The organism is Amycolatopsis sp. DG1A-15b, assembly GCF_030285645.1.
In the GTDB taxonomy this organism is placed as follows: Bacteria; Actinomycetota; Actinomycetes; order Mycobacteriales; family Pseudonocardiaceae; genus Amycolatopsis.
The window spans coordinates 8,280,005-8,300,011 of record NZ_CP127296.1 but is presented as its reverse complement, the minus strand read 5'-3'; the positions used below and the strand labels follow the sequence as shown (position 1 = coordinate 8,300,011).

Here is a 20,007-nt window from a genome sequence, read left to right as displayed (position 1 = left end):
ACTTCTTGCGGGGGTCCGGGTGGCGAAGCCCCCGGGCCGGGGCGAAGCCCCGGTTCAACACCGTGTGGGTCGCGGTGGCCCTGGCGCGGGTCCCGCCGCGGGCTCGGCGGGGAGGCGCCGAGCGGGGACGACGGAACCGGGCCACCGCGACGCCTGGCGCGCTCACGATGTCCCGGTGCACGTGTAACACCGGTTCGCCTGGGTCAACGAGGGGTGCGCGGCGAGGTTACGGCTTTCGGCATGGCGATCCTGGCGGCCCGGATTTCCGTGATCAGGCGGGTTTTCCGCCGGTGGTTTTCCACCAGCGCGGCCAGGTAAGCGGTGAATTCGTCCGCTGTTTCGGCCCGCTTGTGCAAGGTGCGCAACAGCTTCAGCCGGCGGGCGGCTTCCTGGTAAGCCTGCGGGTCCTTGCGTTCGATGAGTTCGTCGACGTGCTCGCGGAAGACGGGGATCGTCTCGGCCGGGTGCTCGGCGGCCCGCTGTTCCGCCAGCTCCAATCTGAGCTCGGTGGACGCGCCGAACCGCACGCAGGCCCGCCAGGCTTCGTCGGGACGGCCGTCGTCGAGCAGGACCCGGGCCAGCTCGTCCGCCTGCTCGACCCCTTCGGCGGCGCGTTCGCGCAGGCACGCCAGCGCGTCCCGGCGCTGCACCGTCCACTTCCCCGCGGCCTGCGCGGCCTCGCGGAGAGCGGCGTACGTCTCGCGGTCCGGCCGCGCATCGAATTCCTTGCGGCGCCGGGCGGTCTCGCTTTCCGGCTCCGGTGACGGCGGTTGCTTGTCGTGCGTCAGCGCGCGGGCGGCGTGCGCGATGGCCTCGCTGTGCCGTCCGGCGGCCCGCAGCACCCGGACGATCTTGAGGCTGACGTCCACGCGCGGCGGCTTGGCCGACAGGATCGCCACCAGCTCGTCGACGTCGCCGAGCACCTCGGCCAGCTGCTCCCGCAGCCGTTCGGCCACGTCGCGGCGGTGGCCCGGCCCGTTCGCCGCGAGCACGTCGTCCACAGTGGACTTGATCCGCTTGAGCCCGGGCTCACCCAGCGCCGTCGCGAATTCGGCGAGGTCGATCACCGGGCGGCCGGGGCCGTCGAACTCGACCTCGAGGATCCAGTCGGCCAGCTTCTCCGGGTCCGGCGGCCGGGCGGTGCACGCGCGGGCGTACAGCTCCACGGCCCGGTCCAGCCGGTCGGCCAGGTCGCCGGCGTGGTCGCCGGACTGCTCCAGCACCTCGCTGATGTCGTCGACCGTGCGCCGGGCCAGCGGGGCGAGGTCGGCGCGGCTGCCGGCGTCGAGCATCCGCTGCAGCGTGTCGAGGACCGCGCCGATCTTGGCGGTGTACTCGACGTTCCCGTCGGTGACCGCGGTGTCCAGCAGCCGGTGCGCTTCGGTGACGTCACCGGATTGGGTGGCCGCGCGCAGTTCGAGTGAATGCCGCAGCTCCGGATCGCGCTCGGCTTGGGCGTGCAGCAGGTCCGCCAGCGTCTCCACGTCCAAAGTGCGCAGGTAGGGGCGAAGATCCGAGGGGGGACTCACGCGCACCAGTCTGCCCGACGGCCACCGCCACGCGTGTGGGCCAACCGCGTGCTCTTTTCGGAGTAATACATGACGTTGCGTAAGCGGCTCATCGACGGCGCAAGTCGTCGAACACGGCTTTCAGCGGCCAGGGATCCGGAAGACCCGGCCGTCGTGACCGTGCGTGGCGGGGTCGGGGGATGGCCGCGTGCACGGTCGGCACCATGATCGGCACGACCGGCACCGGAACCCGCGCCACCAGCCGCCGGACCACCACCATCAGGAGCCCGGCGAACAGCAGGAGCGCCGTGCCCGCCGCCAGGGCACCGGCGAGGGTGCGGCGGCCGTCGTCGAGCGTCAGCTGCACGGCGTACTGGCTCTGCTGCGTGTACAGCAGGCCGAGCTGAGCGGACACGGCGTAGGAGGCGCTGCGCCACGTGGGTTCGGGAACCGGAAGCGGTTCTGCGGCCGTGAAGGCGTTCTCGGTGGCCGCCAGCCTGCTCCATTCGGCGCTACGCGTGAGCGATTCGTACGCCATCCGGCCACTCTCGGTGAGCTGCGGGACGACCCGGGCCAGATCGGCCCGGTAGGAGGCCACGGCGGAGGTGAACGATCCCCGCGTCACGTTGTCCAGCCCGGCCAGAGCGAGGGAATCGGAGCGATCCATGCCTTCGGCGACGGAAAGCAGCTCGACGGCGGTCGTCTGCTGGTAGGCGGATTCGGCGTCCGGGGCGTGGCGCGCGTAGTCGCGCAGGCCGGCGATGGCGGACTCGATCCGCTGCGTGTAATTCGCGTATGCGGCACTCCGCTGCTCGGGCGCGGCCATCGCCGCGCTCCGCTCGGCCTGCAGCGCGACCACCGCACGGGCCGTGCGGTCCGCGGCGGCCGCCGTCTCCACGGCCATGTCCCGGGTCCGAACCGCTTGGTGGATCAGGAGAATCGCGATCACCACGGCCACGGCGACGAGCGCGCCGCCGGGGATGAACGCGATGCCCAGCATGCGGCCGCGGACGGATCGCAGGTACTTCAAGACGTTCCTTTCCCAGCCTTGGTCCCCGCACAATCCCGACGAAGTTCAACCTATTGAGTGAGAGATTCACCGGTCAACGCCAGTCCGCCATACGGCCGTTAGCGCACTGTGACGACCGGGGCTTCGCCCCGGGCCGGGGGCTCCGCCACCCGCACCCCCGAAAGCCGTGGTGACGACCGGGGCTTCGCCCCGGGCCGGGGGCTCCGCCACCCGCACCCCCGAAAGCCGTGGTGACGACCGGGGCTTCGCCCCGGGCCGGGGGCTCCGCCACCCGCACCCCCGAAAGCCGTGGTGACGACCGGGGCTTCGCCCCGGGCCGGGGGCTCCGCCACCCGGACCCCCGAAAGCCGTGGTGACGGCCGGGCACAATCGCGCCGTGAACCTCGACGACGTAACCCAGCGACTGCGCGGCTTCGCCGCGGCCCGAGCCTGGGAGCCGTACCACACCCCGAAGAACCTCGTGATGGCGCTTTCCGGCGAGGTCGGCGAGCTGACCTCGCTGTTCCAGTGGCTGACCCCCGAGGAGTCCGACGCGTGGCGCGAGGATCAGGCGTTGGCGGGGAAGGTGCTGGACGAGATCGCGGACGTCACGCTGTACCTGCTGCAGCTGGCCGACCGGCTCGGCGTCGACCTGGCCGCCGCGGCCCACGCGAAGATCGACCGCAACGAGGTCCGCTTCCCGCCGCCCGCCTAGCCCCAGAACACCCCGCCGGGGTTGCGGTCGATTTCGGCGAGCAGCGCGGGCGGCGTGCTGGCCACCGGCGCGTCCGGGTAGCTCAGCCACTTCCCGTTCCGGTCGGCCCACCACACCGACCAGATGCCGAACTCGTCGAACCGCAGCTGCGCGATCTTCTGCTCGCTCCAGTCGGGTCCGGCCTGCGGCGACCACGGCGCGCGGCGCTCGACGATGGTCACCGCGCGGCCCCGGGTCCGGCACTCGACCCGGATCCGGTCCTGGAGGTGCTCGGGGACGCGCTGCGCGCACCACCGTTCGATCTGCCGCAGCGCGAGCTCCGGAATTGCCGCCATGGTGCCAGTGAACCGGGTCCCGCTCGGCCAGGCCGCACGGGGGCACCGCCAAACAGGGTGAGCACGGGCCGCGCAGGGCACCGGACCGGTGCTAGCGCGGGGCGGGCGCGGCCAGCCACCAACCGCCGAGCAGCGCACCCACCCCGAACACGGCGAAGAAGATCCCGGCGCCCACCGGCGTCCCCCCGAACATCGCGACGACGACGATGAACATCAGCAGCAGCCCGATCCCCATCAGGACCCGCCCGCCGACGAGCTTCGTCCTCGAGGGCGCCGCCGCGGCCGGTTGCGCGGGCGGCGGTTCGAAGCCGAGGGCCACCGGGGCGACGCCGACGTCGAGCAGGACGGCGCCCAACTCGGTGGCGCGCGTCAGCCGGGGCTCGTCCGCGGGCACGGACGCGTCGGCCACGAGGTGGGTGACGCTCGCGGTCAGCTTCTTGGCCAGCTGGACGCCCTCGGCGAGGACCCGGGCCCGCAGCCGGTCGGCCGCCACGGTGGTGCCGAGCACCAGCACCCGGGCCGGCTTACCGGCCGCAGTGGGCCGCAGGTCGCCGGCGTCGGCGACACCGAGTGCGGTGGCCACCTGCCGCAGCTCGCGCGATTCCGCGGCGGTCACCACGCCGTCCCGTTCCGCGATCTCCCGCAGCGCGGTCACGAGCCGTACGTGCGTCGATCGCACGTGCTCTTCGGACAGGCCGGCCTCGCTCGCCAACGCGGCCAGTGCCGCCACCTCGTCGTGCGCGAGGTGCTGGTCGGCGAGGACTCCGGCGAGCAGGTCGAGGTAGCCGTCCCCGGCCCCGCCGCCGGGGATCCGCTCGAGCGCCTCGGCCATCCACCCCGGCTCGGCGGGCAACGCCTCGGCGCGGGGAAGCAGCCGCCCGTCGGCGAACCGGGGCAGGCCGGGCAGGACCGGCGGGGTCGCGAACGTCAGGCCGTACCGCCCGAACAAGCCCGTCACCAGCTGGGCGACCGTCCGCGCACCGGACAACGCCGACTGCCCGGGCCGGGCGGGCACCCCGAAGGCGTGCGCCACAGTGGCCGGCCGGTAGTTCGGCAGCCGCACCACCGACCGGGCGGCCGCCAGGATCGAAACGCCCGGCAGCACCGGCATCCGGACCCCGAGAGCCTCGATCTCGCGGTCGAGGAAAGCCCCGGCAGCCGCGAGGTCGTGCGCCACGAGCACGCTGCCGGCACACAGGTCGAGCAGCGGCCCCAGCACCTCGCCGAACGACGGCGCGCCGTCGAGTTCGCCGCGGGTGATGCCGTGGACGAAGGCCAGGCCGGGCGGCACACCGGGGCCGGGGTCGACCAGCGTCGACAGCTCACCGGCGACCGAGCCGCCGGCGGCGACCCGCACCGCGGCGAGTTCGACGACGCGTCCGGAGCGCAGCCCGGTGGTCCGGATGTCCACGGCGGTGAAGTCGAGGCCGGCGGCGGGGTAACCGCCGGCACCGAGCAGCGGGAGGGATTCGATCACGTCCGCAGGTCGTTTCCCGGCGGGCGCTTGTGACAGCTTTTCGGCACGCGGTCGTGGTTCGTGACGTGATCGTGACGGCAACATTCCGCCGGATAACGACTGGTGGTCGATCACGAGCCACCGCGTAACGAGGGCGGGCAATTTCCCGAGTACCTCGTCAGCACTTCGCTCGAGGAACGAGGAAATCCCGCATGCAGCCGAAGAAGCGCTTTCCGAACTGGCTGAAGATCGTCCTGGCCGCCTTCGCCGTCCTGTTCGCGCTCGGTGCGATCTTCGGGAAGGCACCCGAGCCGAAGCTCACGACCGCCGCCGCTCCGGCGACCTCGGCACCGCCGCCGACCAGCACAACTCCGTCTCCGACCCCGACGCCGGCGGCCGTCACCTACACCGTCGGCAGCGTGACGGACGGCGCGACCGTCGTGGTCAACGGCAGCGACGGCACCAGCAAAACGGTGCACGTCCTCGGAGTGATCGCCCCGGTCGCGAGCACCGGCTGCTACGCGGCGGAATCGCTCGCCTGGGCCACTTCGACGCTTTCCGGCGCCGCCGTCACGCTCGGCGCGGAAACTGCGCAAGGCATCTCCTTGACGCTGGCCGGTGGGCAGGACTACGCGACTCTGGCGATTCAAAAGGGCTATCTCAAGTACGCGGCCACCGCCGCTTTGCCCGCGCTCGCCGCCGGCGAAACCGCGGCGAAGCAAGCCGTCAGCGGGCTGTGGGGACCGCCGTGCCAAGGCACCATCGACGCGCCGGCCCCGGCGCCCACCCCGGCCCCGGTCGCGACCCCGAAGCCGGCGCCGGCCACCAAGGCAGCTCCCCCGCCGCCGCCCGTCGAGGCCACCGAAGAAGCCCCGGCGCCCAGCGTCTACTACGCGAACTGCTCCGCGGCGAAGGCCGCCCACGCGGCGCCGCTCCACCGCGGCGAACCCGGTTACCGGCCCGCGCTCGACCGCGACGGCGACGGCGTCGCCTGCGAACGGTGATTTAGCCTGGGCCGATGACGACCGCCGACGAACTGCGCGGCAGGCTGGCGAGCCTGGACAAGGACGCCCTGGCGAAGGTGCTGGCCCACCGGCCGGACGTACTGCGGGAACCGTGGCCGCGGCGGCTGGACGTCGTCGCCGCGCGGCTCGCGTCGGGTGCGTCCGTCGATGCCGCGCTGCTCGGCTTGCCGATGCCGCTGGTGCAGGTCCTGCGGACCGTCCAGCTGTGCCACGCGCTCGAACAGCGGCCCGCGCCCGTCGCGGAAGTCGCCCGGCTGCTCGGCACGGACACCGCCACCGTCGAGTCCTCGGTGGACGAACTGGCCGAACGCGCGCTGGTGTGGGGCGACGAGGACGGCGTCAAGCTGCCGGACCTGCTGCACCGCAACAGCTTCGGCGCCGAGGGGCTCGGCCGGCCCGTCGCGAACCTGCTCGGGGAGCTCGGCACGAGCCGGCTGGCCACGCTGTCGCGGGCCCTGGGCCTGCCCGACGCCACTCGCAAGCCGGAGCTCCTGCTCGGGCTCGTCCGCTTCTTCCGGGACGGCGAGCGCGTCCGCGTGCTCTTCGCCACCGCGCCCGCCGCGACGCGGAAGCTGTTGCTGGACATGGCCGACGGCGTTCCCGAGGTCGACGGCCTGGTCCCGGCGGGCTGGGCGTTCGACCACGGCTTCCTGTTCGGGACCTACCACGGCACCGTGGCCATGCCGATCGAGGTGTCGCTCGCGCTGCGCGGCCCGGGCCACCAGCTGCCGTTCACCCCCGCGGAACCCGAGTACGCCGTCACCCACACCGGGGCCGAAGCGGCCGAAGCGGCGTCGTCGGCCGCCGCGCTGCGGTTGCTCGACCGCGTGTCGGCGATCCTCGACCTGGCCGCCGCGGAACCGTTGCCGCTGCTCAAGGACGGCACGATCGGGACCCGGCTGGTCAAGAAGCTCGCCAAGGACACCGGCGCCACCCCGGCGGAGATCGAGCTGGCCATCGACCTCGCCGCGCAGGCCGGGCTGCTGGTGGCCGACGAGCCACCGCCGCCGCGTCGCGGCCAGAAGGCACCCGCGCCCACGCTCGCGCCGGACCCGGACCTCGCGCGGCCGGCGCCGGCGCTGTTGTACCGCCTGCTGCTGACGACCTGGTGGGACCCGGCGCCGCCGGAGTTCGAGACCGACGTCGACGCGCTGGTGCGGCGGCTGGTCGTGCGGCTGCTGGCGCGGCTCGCTCCCGGTGACGCGCTCGACGTCGACGCGCTGACCCGGCTCGCCGAGTGGCACGCGCCGCTGCTGCCGACCGATGACTTCGCCGGGCACGTCCGGGACGCGCTCGGCGACGGCGAACTGCTCGGCGTCGTCGCGCACGGCGCCGTGACCGCGGCCGGACGCGCCCTGCTCGCCCCGGAGAGGCTCGTCGAAGTCACCGGCGAACTGGTCTCCCGGGCCCGCACGACGGCGTTGTTCGGCACCGATCTGACGGCGATCGTGCCCGGCTCGCCCGACGCCCGGCTCGCCGCGCTGCTCGACCGCGTCGCTGACCGCGAAGTGCAGGGCACCGCGACCAGCTGGCGGTTCTCCCCGGCGTCCGTCCGGCGGGCGTTCGACCAGGGCGCGACGACAGAAGGACTGCTCGACGACCTGCGCGCCATCGCCGCGGGCGACCTGCCGCAGCCGCTGGTGTACCTGGTCAACGACGTCGCGCGGCGGCACGGCGAGGCGCAGGTGTTCGACGTCGCGAGCGTCGTCGTCGGCGAACCCGCCGTGCTGGCCGAGCTCGCCGCGCACCGGAAGCTGGCCAAACTCGGCCTGCGCCCGGTGGCGCCGACCGTGTTGACGTCCACTGTGGACGCCGTGGGCACGCTGGAGGCGTTGCGCGAAGCGGGTTACGCGCCGACCCGGCACGCCCCGGACGGCAGCATCGTGTTGCCCGCCCGTGACCAGGCCGAGCCGACGGTGGCCGTCCGCGACCCCGGACCCGGCGAGCTCCCACCCGATCCCGCCGGCCACGCCGAGCGGTTGCTGGCCGCCCCGGCGAGCGGGCCGGCCCTGCTGCGCGGGCAGCTCGCCCGGGCGATGAGCGACCGCTACGCGGGCCGGCTCACGCCGAAGCAGCAGCAGCTCTGTTGGCAGCTCGAAGCCGGGCTGCCGGTCGACATCGCGTACGGCGACGAGCACCTGGTCATCGCCTACCCCGAGCTCGACGGCGAGATCCTGGACGTCTGGTCCCTCCGGGAGCGCACCTACCGGCGGCTCGAGCTGACCCGGATCGACCTGGCTCAGGCCTCGACGGCGGTGAGCCTCGCGTAGGCCACGACGTTGTCGAGGTAGTTGCCGCTCTCCCGGTCGAACGCCCCGCCGCAGGTGATGAGCCGCAGCTCGGGGTCCGGCGTGTCGCCGTAGACCTGGTCGGTCGGGAACGTCGCCTTCGGGTAGTGGTCGACCCGGTAGACGGTGAAGACCGCGACCCGGCCGTCCGCGCGGCCGACCTTGGCCTGCTCGCCGGGGCGCAGCTCCTTCAGGCGGGAGAAGGCGCCGGGCACGTGCTTGTAGTCGACGTGCGCGGCCAGCACCGCCGGGCCGGTCTGCCCGGGCGACGGCGCGCCGGTGAACCAGCCCACCGTCGTGGCGTCACCCGGGACTTCCAGCGCGCCGTCCGGCGTGAGGCCGAGGTCCTTGATCCCCTCGGCCCGCACACCGATCGCCGGGATGGTCAGGGACGCCGGTTTCGCCGCGGGGAGGCCGTCGGCGGCCGCTGCCGCGGGGTGCGCGACGCTCGCGGTGCCCGCCGGGTTCGTGGCGGCCGGGCTCGGCGGGGCGATCTCCTGCGGCGCTTTCGGCGACAGGACGAGGACGAGGGCCACGGCCAGGACCACGCCGAGCGCGGCGACGACCGCCGCGACCGCGGGCCACAGGCGTGGGTGCCTCAACTCGGACGCCGGCGCAGGTAGAGCACCATGCCGCCGGACACCGTCGCGGCGAGCAGCGTGCCGCTGAGCACGAGGAAGCCGGGGGCGTCGTCGTCCGGCTCACCGCCGCCGGTGGCGACGCCGCCGACCGGCTTGACCTTCACCTGGCCGCCGGTGGTGGCGGGCTTTTTGGCAGGCGTTTTGGTGGTCGTCTTCGGTGCGGAACGCGTTGTGCTGGCCGGTTTTTCCGCCGTCGCCGTGGTCGTGCCCGGCTGCTTCGGCCGGGGCGGCAGGGTTTCGCAGGCGAATCCGTCTTTGTCGTCGTCCAGGTGGTTGGGGTCGCCCGGGGTGGCGTCGAGAACCGCCTGGGCTTCCTCCTGGTATTGGAAGTCTTTGCAGTCCACGTCGCCGACGAGGGGCGTCGCGAGCTGCGCGGAAGCGAAGGGAACGGGGCCGAGGAGGGCGAGCCCGGCGACGGCGGCGGCCGTCGTCAGGGCACGGCGAAACAGGGACAACGGAATTCCTTCCGAACGGAATCTGGGGCGATTGCGTGGTTACTATCGCCGCCTCGGCGGTGCCGTTACGGACTATTCCGGAATTCCGGAAACGGCAGCGTCCCACGAAGAACGACGCGACTGGTGATTCTTCACCGGTTCCGCTGTGACCTGCGTATTTGCGCCCCAGGAATGCGTACCGGCCGGAATGTTACGGGGTACGCGGTCACACCTTTGAGTTATTTCACGTGTGACGGGGCCGACGGGCCGCCACCACGGCGTCCGCGTACCCCGTAACCTCGGGGTATGCCGATCCAGGTGCTGCTCGTCGACGACCACGAACTGGTCCGCCGCGGGCTCCGCGACCTCCTCGGCGACGAGCCCGACATCGAGGTCGTCGCCGAAGCGAGCAGCGTCGAAGAGGCCCTGGCGGTGGCGATGCACGTCGAGCCGGAGGTCGCGGTGGTCGACGTCCGCCTCGGCGACGGCGACGGCATCACGCTCTGCCGCGAGCTGCGGTCCAAGCCGAACCCGCCGGCCTGCCTGATGCTCACCGCGTTCGACGACGAAGAGGCGATGGTCGGCGCGATCATGGCCGGCGCGGCGGGCTACCTGCTCAAGCAGGTGCGCGGGCAGGACGTGGTGAACGCGGTCCGCGAGGTGGCGGCCGGCCGGTCGCTGCTGGACCCGGTGAGCACCGCGCGCGTGCTGGACAAGATGCGGCACCCGCCGACGGACGAGCTGGCGACGCTCACCGAGCGCGAACGCGACGTGCTCGAGCTGATCGGCCAGGGCCTGTCGAACCGCGAGATCGCCGAGCGGTTGTTCCTCGCGGAGAAGACGGTCAAGAACTACGTCACGTCGGTGCTGGCGAAGCTCGGCATGCAGCGCCGGACGCAGGCCGCCGCTTGGATCGCGCGGCGGGAGAAGTAGCCGCTCGTCCGCAATCCGCCGTTCGCTGCAACCTTTCTGCGCCTCGTCACGGACCGCCATGTCGATCAGGGCTTTTTCGGCCACAGATTCACTCGAACGTGAGTCGAATATATGTTCGACGGGCCGGTAAGATCATCGACGAGGGCGTGGAAGGGAGGACTGGATGACCCGAGAAGGGTGAGTCGCAGGAGCAGGGGTCAGTCGAGAGGCAGATCGAACGCGACGAGCGTGCCGAGGCTGGGTGAGGAGTTCAGGAAGAACTTCCCGCCCGCGGCGTCCGCGCGTTCGGCGAGATGACGCAGACCACGGGTGGCGACGCCTTGGGGGACGCCGGAACCGTTGTCCCGGACGCGGAGTTTCACTCCGCCGGAGTCCCTGGTCAGTGTCACGCGGGTTTCGCTGGCGCCGGAATGCCTGACCACATTGGACAGTGCTTCACGCAGGGCGGCCCGGATGTGGTCGGCGCGTTCCGCGGGGACGTCGGCGAATTCGCCGGACAGCTCCAGGGTGGGCGGGTAGCCGAGCAGCTCGCCCGCGATGCGGACCTCGCCGCGCGCCGACTCGGCAAGGTCGGCGGGCGTGCCGGTGTCGTGGCGAGGCTCCGGTGAGCGCAGCGCGCGCACGGTGCCGCGGATTTCTTCAATGGTCTGGTCGAGCTGGTCGATGGCGTCGGACAGCCGGGCCCCATCGGCTTGGGCGAACCGCTTGCGCATGTTGCGCCGGACGCGGTCCAGTTGCATCCCGGCACCGTAGAGCCGCTGGACGATGACGTCGTGCAGCTCGCGGGCAATGCGTTCGCGCTCTTCGTAGAGAGCAACCCGGTGGCGAGCGTTGGCACCTTCGGCAAGCGCGAGGACAACACCGGCTTGCGCGGCGAAGGCAACGAGCATCTCGACGGTCCCGGCGGAGAAGGGCTCACGCCCCCGCTTCCGGTAGACGGTCAGCGACCCGAGAACCCGCCCCCCAGACCCGAACGGCGCGGCCGCGAAGGGCCCGTAGCCATGGAGTTCGGCGGGCACGTAGGGCGCGGTACGCGGGTCGACGATGAAGTCTTCGCTGGAGACGGGTTCGCCGCCACGGGCCACTCGCCCAGCCGCGGAGTCGGCGGGGAGGGTAAGGCCACGCAGGGACTCCCCAGCGGACGATGCGCCGGACAGTGAGGTCGGCTCCGGACTGCCGGAAGGCTGGGCGAAGTCACCGCGGGCCCCGCCTGCCGGCGCGCTGGTGGAGGTGGTGGTCGAGGTCGGGCCGCCGGCTGCCGGACCTGCGGCTGCGGGGTCACTCGGGTCACCGGCCAGCTCGCCGGCGTTGGCGCCCAACGCCCGGCCTCCTGCCGGACCGCCGACCGCCGGCGCGGCGGAGCCAGTCGCGCCCGGGTCGCTGGCCAGCCCGCCGCGGTCGGTACGCGCCGCCGGGCCGCCAGCCACCGGCGCGGCTGGGCCAGTCGCGGTCGTGCCGCTGGCCAGCCCGCCGGCGCTCGTACCCGCCCCCGGGCCGCGAGCCGCCGGCGCGGCGGCACCCATCGTGCCCGGGGCACCGGCCAATCCGCCGTCGGTACCCGTCGCCGGGCCGCCAGCCACCGGCGCGGCTGGGCCAGTTGCGGTCGGGTCGCCGCCGCTTGTACCCGTCGCCGGGCCACCAGCCGCAGGCGCGGCGGAGCCAGTGGCGGTCGGGTCGCCGGCGCTCGCAGCCGACGCCGGGCCACCAGCCGCAGGCGCGGGGGCGGCCTGCTGGGTGTTGCCCTCCCTTGCCGGGTGGGCTGTTGCGTAGTGGGCGGCCTCGACCACCACCCGGCCGTCGTCGGTGCTGACCATGGCCAGGCCCAGGTCGGCGTCGGCCAGTTCGGCCGCTCTGGCCACGACCGTGTCCAGCACCGCTCCCGGGTCGTCGCCGGACAGGGCGGTGCTCGTGATCTCTGTGGCTGCGGACAGTGCGCGCGCGGCAAGCGTTGGATCCATGAGTTCCGTCATTATCGCGCGGCGCGAGGGCGGCGCGGCAAGGACACAGCGGGAATCGATCACGTGACCGGCACCCGGGTGACGACACGGCCGTCGCGGACCTCGAGGACCACGTCCGCTCCGGCCGCCTCCTCGGCGAGGTGCGTCACGTGCACCACCGTCCGGCCCGCCAGTGCCTCCCGCAAGTGCGCCCGCACCGCCTGGGCCGTCGCCTCGTCCAGGTGCGCGGTGGGCTCGTCGAGCAGCACGAGCCCCGCCGACGGCGCCCCGAGCAGCGCCCGCGCCAGTGCCACCCGCTGTGCCTGGCCGCCGGACAGTCCGGTGCCGCCGCTGGCGAGCACCGTCTCCGGCGAGACACCAGTCAGCGCCGCGCCGTGCAACGCCGAACGCAGCTCCTCCTCCGTCGCCGTCGGGCGGGCCAGCCGGAGGTTTTCGGCGATCGTCGTCGCCGCGAGCATCGGCTCCTGCGGGGCCCACGCCACCCCCTCCGGGACGGCGACCACCCCGCGCCGCGGCGGGAGGAACCCCAGCAACGCGGCGATGAGCGTCGACTTGCCCGCTCCGCTCGGGCCGACCACCGCCGTGTACGTGCCTGGTGCGAGGTCGATGTCGACGTCGTGCAGCACCACCGGTCCGCCCGGCCAGCCGAGGTCCGCTCCCCGCAGTTCCACGCGGTCCCCGCGCGAAGTGACCACAGGCCCCTCCGGCACATCGGCGAGACGGCGGCGAGCGCCTTGCAGCGTGTCCCAGTGCTGGGCCACCGGCGGCAGCAACGCCAGGACCTCCGCCAGCGCGAGCGGCACCAGCGCCAGCAGGGGCGCCAGGACCGGGTCGAGCCGTCCGCCCGCGACCGCCGCGGCGGCGAGCGCGGTGCTGGCCACCGCCGCCGCGCCGCAGACCAACGTGACCAGCGCTTCCGCCGCGCCCGCGCCGAACGCCTGCCGGCGCGCTTGCGTCACCAAGCGGGTGTCGGCGGCCGCGAGGGCTCGGCGGTGGGTTCCTTCGGCGCCGAACGCGAGCAGCTCGGCCGCCGCTTCGAACACCACCAAGACTCGCGCGGCCACCTCGCGCCGTCCGGTTGCCAGGGCGGACGTCGCCCGGCGCTCGGCGCGCAGGGCGACCCACGGTGCGCACAGCCCGAGTGCCGCCGCCGCCGCGAGCGTCAACCCCGCGGCCGGCAGCACCCACGTCTGCACGGCGATCGCCCCGGCCGCGACCAGCGCGACCACCAGCGGTGGGGACACCACCCGCGGCAGGAGGTCGCGCACGGTGTCGACGTCGCCGACCAGCCGGCGCTGCCCCTCTCCCGCGCGCAGGCTGCGCGCGGGCTCGAGCCGGACCAGGGAGTTCCACAGCCGCACCCGGACGCGGCCGGCGATGCGGAACGCGGCGTCGTGCGTGACCAGCCGTTCGACGTACCGGAGCCCCGCGCGGCCGAGCCCGAACGCGCGGACACCGACGACCGCCACCGTCAACGTCAGGATCGGCGGCTGCTGGGACGCCTTGGCGATGAGCCAGCCCGACGTCGCCGTCAGCGCCACCCCGGCGAGCAGGGCGAGCGCACCCAGCGCGGCCCCGCCGAAGAGGCGTCCGTCGAGGAGCGCGCGCCACCTCAGCGGCGCAGCCGAGGAGTCCACTGTGGACGTCTCGGCCGCGGCAGGGACCTCCGCTGGCAGGTCGACCGCCGCGGTGCGCTCGTGGGCCGCGATGATCGCCGCCGCGCCGTGGTCGACCGCGCGCTGCACCGCGTCGAGCACCAGGCGCGCGCTCGCCTCGTCGAGGTGGGCCGTGGGCTCGTCGAGCAGCAGCAGCCAGGCTCCGGACCCGACCCGGTGCAACGCCCGGGCGACGGCGACGCGCTGACGCTGGCCCAGTGACAGCTGGGAAACCGGCCGGTCGGCCAGCTCGGTCAGCCCGAGTTCGGCGAGCACCGCGCCGGCGGAACCCACCTCCTCGCGGACCGTGCCGCCGGTGAACACCGGCGACTGCGGCACCCACGCGACCTGTTCGCGCCAGCGGGCGAGGTCGGCGTCGGCGAGGTCCGTCGAGCCGACCGTGATGACGCCGTCGTGCGCCGGGACGAAGCCGAGCAGCGCCGAGAGCGTCGTCGACTTGCCGCCACCGCTCGGGGCGCGCAGCCAGACCGTCTCGCCGGGCCGGACCGCGAACGACTCGCCGTCCGGTGCGAAGCCCCCGCGCCGCGCCACCCGGAGGGAAGTCGCGCGCAGCTCACCGCGCGACGGGATCGCGGTCCCCGAAGGAGGCACGGGGAGCGCCAGCAGATCGGCGACGCGCCGGACCGCTTCGACGCCGTCCTCGCTGGCGTGGAACGCGGCGCCGACCGCGCGCAGCGGCTGGTAGCACTCCGGCGCGAGGATCAGCACTCCGAGCCCGATGGCCAGCGGCAGGTGACCGCCGGCGAGCCGGACACCGATCACGACCGCGACGAGCGCCACCGACAGCGTCGCGACCAGTTCGAGCACGAACGCCGAGGAGAAGGCGACCTTCAACGTCCTGAGCGTCGCGCGGCGGTGGCGTTCGGACAGCCGCCGGACGGTCTCGGCCTGCGCCGCGGCCCGGCGGAACGCGGTCAGCACCGGCAGCACGCGCACGAGTTCCAGCAGCCGGCCGGACATCCGGTGCGTCGCGTCGGTCGCGCCGGCGACGCGGTCGGCGGTGTACTTGCCGACGAGGACGGCGAACACCGGCAGCAGCGGCACGGTCAGCGCGACGATCACGCCGGACGGCCAGTCGGCGAACAGGATCGCCGCGCCGGCGCCGAGGGGCACGACGGCCGCCGTCACCAGGGCGGGGAGGTATTCGCGGAAGTAGGCGTCGAGCGCGTCGAGGCCGCGGGTGGTGAGCGCGGTCAGCTCGCCGTGGCCGCGCCGGGCGATCCACTCGGGACCCAGGCGCAGCGCGTGGTCGACGGCCTTGGCGCGCAGCTCGCGTTGCGCGGTCGCGGCGGCGCGGGCGGAGACCGTGCGCACCGCCCAGCCGGTCAGCGCGCGCGTCGCGACGAGCGCGAGCAGCGCGGCCAGCCGGGCGGTGCTTCCCCCGGAACCTGCTCCGACGATCGCCGCGAGGACGTCGGCGAGCAGGAACGCCTGTGCCACCAGCGCGGCGGCGTTGACGAACGACAGGAAACCCACCAGGGCCAGCGCTCGGCGCACGGCCGGCACGAGAGCCGGCAACGCGCCGAGCGGGCCCTTTCCCGGGCGCGCCGAGTCCACTGTGGACTCCGAGGCGGAAAGGGGAGCGCGTCCGGAAAGTTTGCTCATGACGCGTGGACCGCCGGGATGTGCTGGGTGCCGATGCGCTTGCGGAACACCCAGTAGGTCCAGCCCTGGTAGACCAGCACGGCCGGGGCACCGAAGACGGCGACCCAGGTCATCACGGTCAGCGTGTACGGGCTCGAGGCGGCGCCCTCGATGGTGAGCGTGTTGGCGGCGTCGAGGGTCGAGGGCAGGACGTTCGGGAAGAGCGAGCCGAACATGACCACCGCGGCCCCGGCGATGACCACGCCGAGCGCGGCGAACGCCTGCCCGTCGCGGTCGGCGCGCAGCCGCAGCCAGGCGACGACCGCGGCGACGGCGCTGATCCCGAACGCGAGCAGCGTCCACGACGTGCCCGCGCGCCACTGGACGACCGAGAGGAACGCGACCACCGGCACCATGGCGAGCGGCAGCAGCCTGAGCGCCAGCGTGCGCGCCCGTTCCCGCAGGTCACCACTGGTCTTGAGGGCGAGGAACGCGGCGCCGTGGGTGATCGAGAAGGCGGCGATCGCGACCGCGCCGAGCAGGGTGTCCCAGCGGACGGCGGCGAACGCGGAGCCGACGCGGTTGCCGTCGGCGTCGAGGGGCAGGCCGAGGACGGTGGTGGCGAGGATGAGGCCGACGCCCAGCGGCGGGATCCACGAGCCGAGCACGATGACCCGGTCCCAGTTGCGCCGCCAGCGCTCGGAGTCGACCTTGCCGCGGTAGTCGAAGGCGACGCCACGGCCGATGAGAGCGAGCAGCACGAGCAGGAGCGGCAGGTAGGCGGCCGAGAACAACCCCGCGTACCAGGCCGGGAAGGCGGCGAACGTGGCGCCGGCGGCGACGATGAGCCAGACCTCGTTGCCGTCCCAGACCGGCCCGATGGTGTTGACCATGACGCGGCGCTCGGTGTTGTCGCGCCCGAGCACCGGCAGCAGCATGCCGACGCCGAAGTCGAACCCTTCGAGGAAGAGGTACCCGAGCCAGAAGAAGGCGATGACGACGAACCAGGCGATTTCGAGGCTCATCGCTTACCTCCGACCGGCCGGTGGCTGTGAGTTATCCACAGGGAACCGAGTTGTCCACAGACGAACTGTGGGTAACTCGCAAGAGTGGTCACATCGACACTCATCGTCAGCACCTCAGTAGGCGAAGGCGAGGGTGTCCTCGCCCGGTTTGTCGGAGTCACCCGGCTTCTCCGGGGGCATCACCGCATCGACGCCGCCCCGGACGTACTTGCGCATCAGGTACACCTCCACCACGCCGAGAGCGGCGTACACCGTGGTCAGCGCGATCAGCGAGGTCCACACCTCGCCGGTCGTCAACCTCGACACGGCCTGGGCGGTGAACATCCACACGCCGTCCACCCCGCTCGGGTTGGGGACGACCACGAACGGCTGACGGCCCATCTCGGTGAAGATCCAGCCCGCGCTGTTGCCCAGGAACGGGGTGGCGATGCCGCCGAGGACCAGCCACGGGAACCAGCGGCCGCCCGGGACGCGGCCCTTGCGGGTCACCCAGAGGGCCAGGACGCCGATGCCCGCCGAGACCGCGCCGAAGCCGATCATCATGCGGAAGCCCCAGTACGTCACCGGCAGGTTGGGCACGTAGTCGATCGGCTGGCCCGCCAGCGAACCCAGCGCCGGGTCGTCCGGGTAGTTCGTGCCGTACTTGGCGTGGTACTCGGTGATCAGGTCCTCGACGCCCTTGACCTCGGTCTTGAAGTCGTTGTGCGCCAGGAACGACAGCAACGCGGGCACGTTGAACGTCTTGACGTCTTCGCAGTTCGCGCCGGCCACGTCACCGATCGCGATGATCGAAAAACTGGCCGGCTTTTCCGTGTGGCACAACGCTTCCGCCGACGCCATCTTCATCGGCTGCTGCTCGAACATCAGCTTGCCCTGCGTGTCGCCTGTGATCGCCAGGACCGCGAACGCCGCCACGCCGACCCAGCCACCCAGCCGCAGCGAGGAACGCCACACGTCGGCGTGGTCGCCGCGCCGCCACAGGTGCCAGCCCGCGACACCGACCAGGAACGCCGCCGCCACCGAAAACGCACCGGCCAGGGTGTGCGGGATCGCGGCCAGGGCCGTGTTGTTCGTCAGCACCGCCCAGATCGAGTTCATGGTCGGCTTGCCGTTCTCGAACGTCACGCCCACCGGGTGCTGCATCCACGAGTTCGCGGCCAGGATGAAGTACGCAGACGCCATCGTGGCCAGCGAAAACGCCCACGCGCACGCCAGGTGGACCTTCTTCGGCAGCCGGTCCCAGCCAAAGATCCACAGGCCGAGGAACGTCGACTCGACGAAGAAGGCGAGGAGCCCTTCCATCGCCAGCGGCGCGCCGAAGACGTCGCCGACGAAGCGGGAGTACGCGCTCCAGTTCATCCCGAACTGGAACTCCTGCACGATCCCGGTCACCACGCCCATGGCGAAGTTGACCAGCAGGAGCTTGCCCCAGAACTTCGTCATCTTCAGGTGCCGCAGCTCGCCGGTGCGGACCCAGCGGGTCTGCATCGCCGCGACCAGGATCGACAGCCCGATGGTCAGCGGGACCATCAGGAAGTGGTAGACGGTGGTGATGCCGAACTGCCACCGCGCTAGCTCAAGGACCTCCACGTGGTCCAGCGTGCTCCGGCCCTGGTGACGCGGCCAGATCAACTGGTCCCGTTCGTGGCGGGACCAACGTCCTACAGCTGGTCGAGTGCCTTCCGCGCCTCGTCCGCGACGAGCCGCCGCGGGCCGGCATCCCCGAGCTCGAGGACGTGCCGAAGGGCCAGCGCGTACGCGGTGTCGAACGCCTTGTCCGCGGCGACCGGAAGGTCCGGCGACACGCCGACGCCCTCCCAGTTCTCCCCCGTCTTCGGGTCGTACGAGCGGGCGAGCGGCACCGTCACGTCCAGGTAGGTGTCCACTTTGTACTGTTCGCACGGGTGGGCGCCACCCCGCGTCGGCTCACCGACGGTCTTCGCGCGCCCCTGCCGCTGCAGCGAGAAGGCGAGGTCTTCGCCGCCGGAGAACGTCGCCGGGCCGGTGAGCACCCAGATCGGCTTGGTGCCGCCGAACTTCGGGCCCGGGACGTAGGGCAACGTCCACATCTGGCTGACGCGGTCGCCTTCGCGCTCGTAGAAGTCGAGGTAGTGGGTCCGCTCGTCGACGAGGTAGCTCTGCAGGAACGCGCTGGTCTCCGGGTCGCCGCCGCGGTTGTGCCGCACGTCGAGCAGCAGCGCGTCGGTCGGCGCGACCAGCGTCATCGCCGCCGAGACGGCCGAGGCCGCGAAAGCGAGCGGGTAGAGCATGGTCGTGTCGACGTAACCGACGTTGCCCAGGAGCCGCCGCACCGAGGCGATCCCGAAGTTTTCCAGCTCGGCCGCCTGCCGGAAGTTCTCTGACGCGTGCTGCGCGTCGCCGTCCTCGGCCACCGGATCGACGTGGTGACGCAGGCGCAGATGCTTGTCGTCGTTCACCGACTGGAGGTCCGCTGTGACGGCCGTCGCGAATTCCGCGTCGCCGAGGTCCGCGTACGCGCCCTCGTCGAGGCGGGCGCGAAGCAGCTTCGTCAGCTTCGTGGCGACGTCCGGGAAGACGTAGTGAGCGTCCAACCGGCGGATGACTTCTTCGACCTGCGCAGCACGCGCCTGTGACCCCATGCCGAGCAACCTACCGCAGGCCACAACCGAAAATTCGGCACGCCGAAAAAATTTGTGCGACGGTCCGGGATGCCAAATTCATGGCCGCCGATCAGGCAATTTCGCGTTCGCCATCAGCTTGCGGCTTTCCCGATCTCCCCTTTATCGTTGCAGTGAAAGGGGCGAAAAACACTCATGACTGCCGCTATGGTGGCGCTGATCAGCGCGTTCGGCCTGGTCCTCGCTGTGGAACTGCCGGACAAGACGCTCGTCGCGACCCTGGTGCTGACCACCCGTTTTCGCGGCTGGCCGGTTTTCGCCGGGGTCTGCGCCGCGTTCGCCGTGCAATGCGTCATAGCGGTCGCGTTCGGCAGCGTGTTGACGCTGTTGCCGGACGTGGTCCTTTCGCTGGTCGTCGCCGCGATGTTCGGCCTCGGCTCTTTCATGCTCCTTCGCGAGGGATTCAGCAAGGCCGACGAAGCAGGCGAAGACGCTTCGCGCACCGGGCCCTCGCCGCTGTCCTTCACCCGCTCGGCGATGACGTCGTTCGGCGTGCTCTTCGCCGCCGAGTGGGGCGACGCCTCCCAGCTCGCGACGGCGAGCCTCGCCGCCCGCATCGGCAACCCCTTCGCCGTCGGCGTCGGCGCCTTCACCGCGCTCGTCGTGGTGGCCGGGCTCGCCGTGTTCATCGGCGCGAAGATCCGCAGCCGGATCAAGCCGAAGCTGATCCAGCGCTGCGCCGGGTTCGGGTTCGCCGGGTTCGCCGCGTTCGCCCTGGTCCAGCTGGCCTTCTGACCGATCTTTCACAGGTTCGCCCGGT

The 20,007-nt window shown here is 72.5% G+C and carries 16 protein-coding genes and 1 pseudogene; 5 read left to right on the top strand and 12 right to left on the bottom strand.

The genetic code is table 11. The annotated features are described in order from the left end of the window. Window positions 1-203 precede the first annotated feature (203 nt). Both QRY02_RS38400 and QRY02_RS38395 read right to left on the bottom strand, forming a co-directional pair. The gene (locus QRY02_RS38400; protein WP_353068101.1) at window positions 204-1,529 is read right to left on the bottom strand and encodes a DUF6880 family protein; all 1,326 of its coding nucleotides are present in this window, start codon (window positions 1,527-1,529) and stop codon (window positions 204-206) included. Between the two features lie 88 nt (window positions 1,530-1,617). Then, entirely contained in the window at window positions 1,618-2,538 is a 921-nt protein-coding gene (locus QRY02_RS38395) for a nitrate- and nitrite sensing domain-containing protein (protein ID WP_285987650.1), read from the bottom strand. A gap of 376 nt (window positions 2,539-2,914) precedes the next feature. Between QRY02_RS38395 and QRY02_RS38390 the strand changes: the two genes are divergently transcribed. Then, window positions 2,915-3,232, top strand: coding sequence for a nucleotide pyrophosphohydrolase (locus QRY02_RS38390; protein WP_285987649.1), 318 nt, complete (start codon window positions 2,915-2,917; stop codon window positions 3,230-3,232). Here QRY02_RS38390 and QRY02_RS38385 read toward each other — a convergent pair. After that, the gene (locus QRY02_RS38385; RefSeq protein ID WP_285987648.1) at window positions 3,229-3,567 is read right to left on the bottom strand and encodes a DUF3024 domain-containing protein; all 339 of its coding nucleotides are present in this window, start codon (window positions 3,565-3,567) and stop codon (window positions 3,229-3,231) included. The two genes, QRY02_RS38390 and QRY02_RS38385, sit on opposite strands and share 4 nt — an antisense overlap. 91 nt (window positions 3,568-3,658) lie before the next feature. After that, the gene (locus QRY02_RS38380) at window positions 3,659-5,044 is read right to left on the bottom strand and encodes a 3'-5' exonuclease (protein WP_285987647.1); all 1,386 of its coding nucleotides are present in this window, start codon (window positions 5,042-5,044) and stop codon (window positions 3,659-3,661) included. Between the two features lie 191 nt (window positions 5,045-5,235). On the opposite strand from QRY02_RS38380, the gene QRY02_RS38375 reads away from it, so the two are divergent. Together QRY02_RS38375 and QRY02_RS38370 are read left to right on the top strand one after the other, a co-directional pair. Further along, window positions 5,236-6,027 carry a thermonuclease family protein gene (locus QRY02_RS38375; protein ID WP_285987646.1) on the top strand — a complete coding sequence of 264 codons (792 nt, stop codon included), beginning with the start codon at window positions 5,236-5,238 and terminating at the stop codon, window positions 6,025-6,027. A gap of 14 nt (window positions 6,028-6,041) precedes the next feature. After that, window positions 6,042-8,318 (top strand): helicase-associated domain-containing protein, encoded by a 2,277-nt coding sequence (locus QRY02_RS38370; RefSeq protein WP_285987645.1) that lies wholly within the window; start codon window positions 6,042-6,044, stop codon window positions 8,316-8,318. On the opposite strand, the gene QRY02_RS38365 is transcribed toward QRY02_RS38370, so the two are convergent. Together QRY02_RS38365 and QRY02_RS38360 are read right to left on the bottom strand one after the other, a co-directional pair. Next, window positions 8,288-8,938 carry a class F sortase gene (locus QRY02_RS38365; protein WP_285987644.1) on the bottom strand — a complete coding sequence of 217 codons (651 nt, stop codon included), beginning with the start codon at window positions 8,936-8,938 and terminating at the stop codon, window positions 8,288-8,290. The two genes, QRY02_RS38370 and QRY02_RS38365, sit on opposite strands and share 31 nt — an antisense overlap. Beyond that, entirely contained in the window at window positions 8,935-9,432 is a 498-nt protein-coding gene (locus QRY02_RS38360) for an excalibur calcium-binding domain-containing protein (RefSeq protein ID WP_285987643.1), read from the bottom strand. Before QRY02_RS38360 ends, QRY02_RS38365 begins: the two co-directional genes overlap by 4 nt. 285 nt (window positions 9,433-9,717) lie before the next feature. Here QRY02_RS38360 and QRY02_RS38355 point away from each other — a divergent pair, with 285 nt between their 5' ends. Beyond that, a complete protein-coding gene (locus tag QRY02_RS38355) occupies window positions 9,718-10,344 on the top strand; it encodes a response regulator (protein ID WP_043788689.1) in 627 nt (208 codons plus the stop codon). Between the two features lie 197 nt (window positions 10,345-10,541). On the opposite strand, the gene QRY02_RS38350 is transcribed toward QRY02_RS38355, so the two are convergent. The 6 genes and pseudogenes from QRY02_RS38350 to QRY02_RS38325 form a co-directional block, all read right to left on the bottom strand. After that, entirely contained in the window at window positions 10,542-11,771 is a 1,230-nt protein-coding gene (locus tag QRY02_RS38350) for a GAF domain-containing sensor histidine kinase (RefSeq protein ID WP_502874296.1), read from the bottom strand. A gap of 332 nt (window positions 11,772-12,103) precedes the next feature. Further along, window positions 12,104-12,302 (bottom strand): annotated as a pseudogene (locus QRY02_RS38345) (GAF domain-containing sensor histidine kinase); the annotation flags it as partial. Window positions 12,303-12,361: 59 nt separating this feature from the next. Beyond that, window positions 12,362-15,583: a thiol reductant ABC exporter subunit CydD gene (cydD, locus tag QRY02_RS38340; protein WP_285987642.1), complete on the bottom strand. Its 3,222-nt coding sequence runs from the start codon at window positions 15,581-15,583 to the stop codon at window positions 12,362-12,364. Beyond that, window positions 15,580-16,587 (bottom strand): cytochrome d ubiquinol oxidase subunit II, encoded by a 1,008-nt coding sequence (gene cydB / locus QRY02_RS38335; protein WP_285987641.1) that lies wholly within the window; start codon window positions 16,585-16,587, stop codon window positions 15,580-15,582. The genes cydD and cydB overlap by 4 nt, the downstream gene beginning before the upstream one ends. A 114-nt stretch (window positions 16,588-16,701) precedes the next feature. Then, entirely contained in the window at window positions 16,702-18,177 is a 1,476-nt protein-coding gene (locus tag QRY02_RS38330; protein ID WP_285987640.1) for a cytochrome ubiquinol oxidase subunit I, read from the bottom strand. A 71-nt stretch (window positions 18,178-18,248) separates the two neighbouring features. Further along, window positions 18,249-19,208, bottom strand: a complete 960-nt coding sequence (locus QRY02_RS38325) for a S41 family peptidase (RefSeq protein ID WP_285987639.1) — start codon at window positions 19,206-19,208, stop codon at window positions 18,249-18,251. 186 nt (window positions 19,209-19,394) lie between these two features. On the opposite strand from QRY02_RS38325, the gene QRY02_RS38320 reads away from it, so the two are divergent. After that, window positions 19,395-19,982, top strand: a complete 588-nt coding sequence (locus tag QRY02_RS38320) for a TMEM165/GDT1 family protein (protein ID WP_285994039.1) — start codon at window positions 19,395-19,397, stop codon at window positions 19,980-19,982. The last annotated feature ends 25 nt before the right edge of the window (window positions 19,983-20,007 follow it).

What these genes read in the sequence shown, in the direction of transcription:
- QRY02_RS38325 (WP_285987639.1), bottom strand. Translation starts at nt 19,208, where the DNA reads ATGGGGTCACAGGCGCGTGCTGCGCAGGTCGAAGAAGTCATCCGCCGG.
- QRY02_RS38355 (WP_043788689.1), top strand. Translation starts at nt 9,718, where the DNA reads ATGCCGATCCAGGTGCTGCTCGTCGACGACCACGAACTGGTCCGCCGC.
- QRY02_RS38385 (WP_285987648.1), bottom strand. Translation starts at nt 3,567, where the DNA reads ATGGCGGCAATTCCGGAGCTCGCGCTGCGGCAGATCGAACGGTGGTGC.
- QRY02_RS38320 (WP_285994039.1), top strand. Translation starts at nt 19,395, where the DNA reads ATGGTGGCGCTGATCAGCGCGTTCGGCCTGGTCCTCGCTGTGGAACTG.
- QRY02_RS38370 (WP_285987645.1), top strand. Translation starts at nt 6,042, where the DNA reads ATGACGACCGCCGACGAACTGCGCGGCAGGCTGGCGAGCCTGGACAAG.
- QRY02_RS38375 (WP_285987646.1), top strand. Translation starts at nt 5,236, where the DNA reads ATGCAGCCGAAGAAGCGCTTTCCGAACTGGCTGAAGATCGTCCTGGCC.
- cydD (WP_285987642.1), bottom strand. Translation starts at nt 15,583, where the DNA reads ATGAGCAAACTTTCCGGACGCGCTCCCCTTTCCGCCTCGGAGTCCACA.
- cydB (WP_285987641.1), bottom strand. Translation starts at nt 16,587, where the DNA reads ATGAGCCTCGAAATCGCCTGGTTCGTCGTCATCGCCTTCTTCTGGCTC.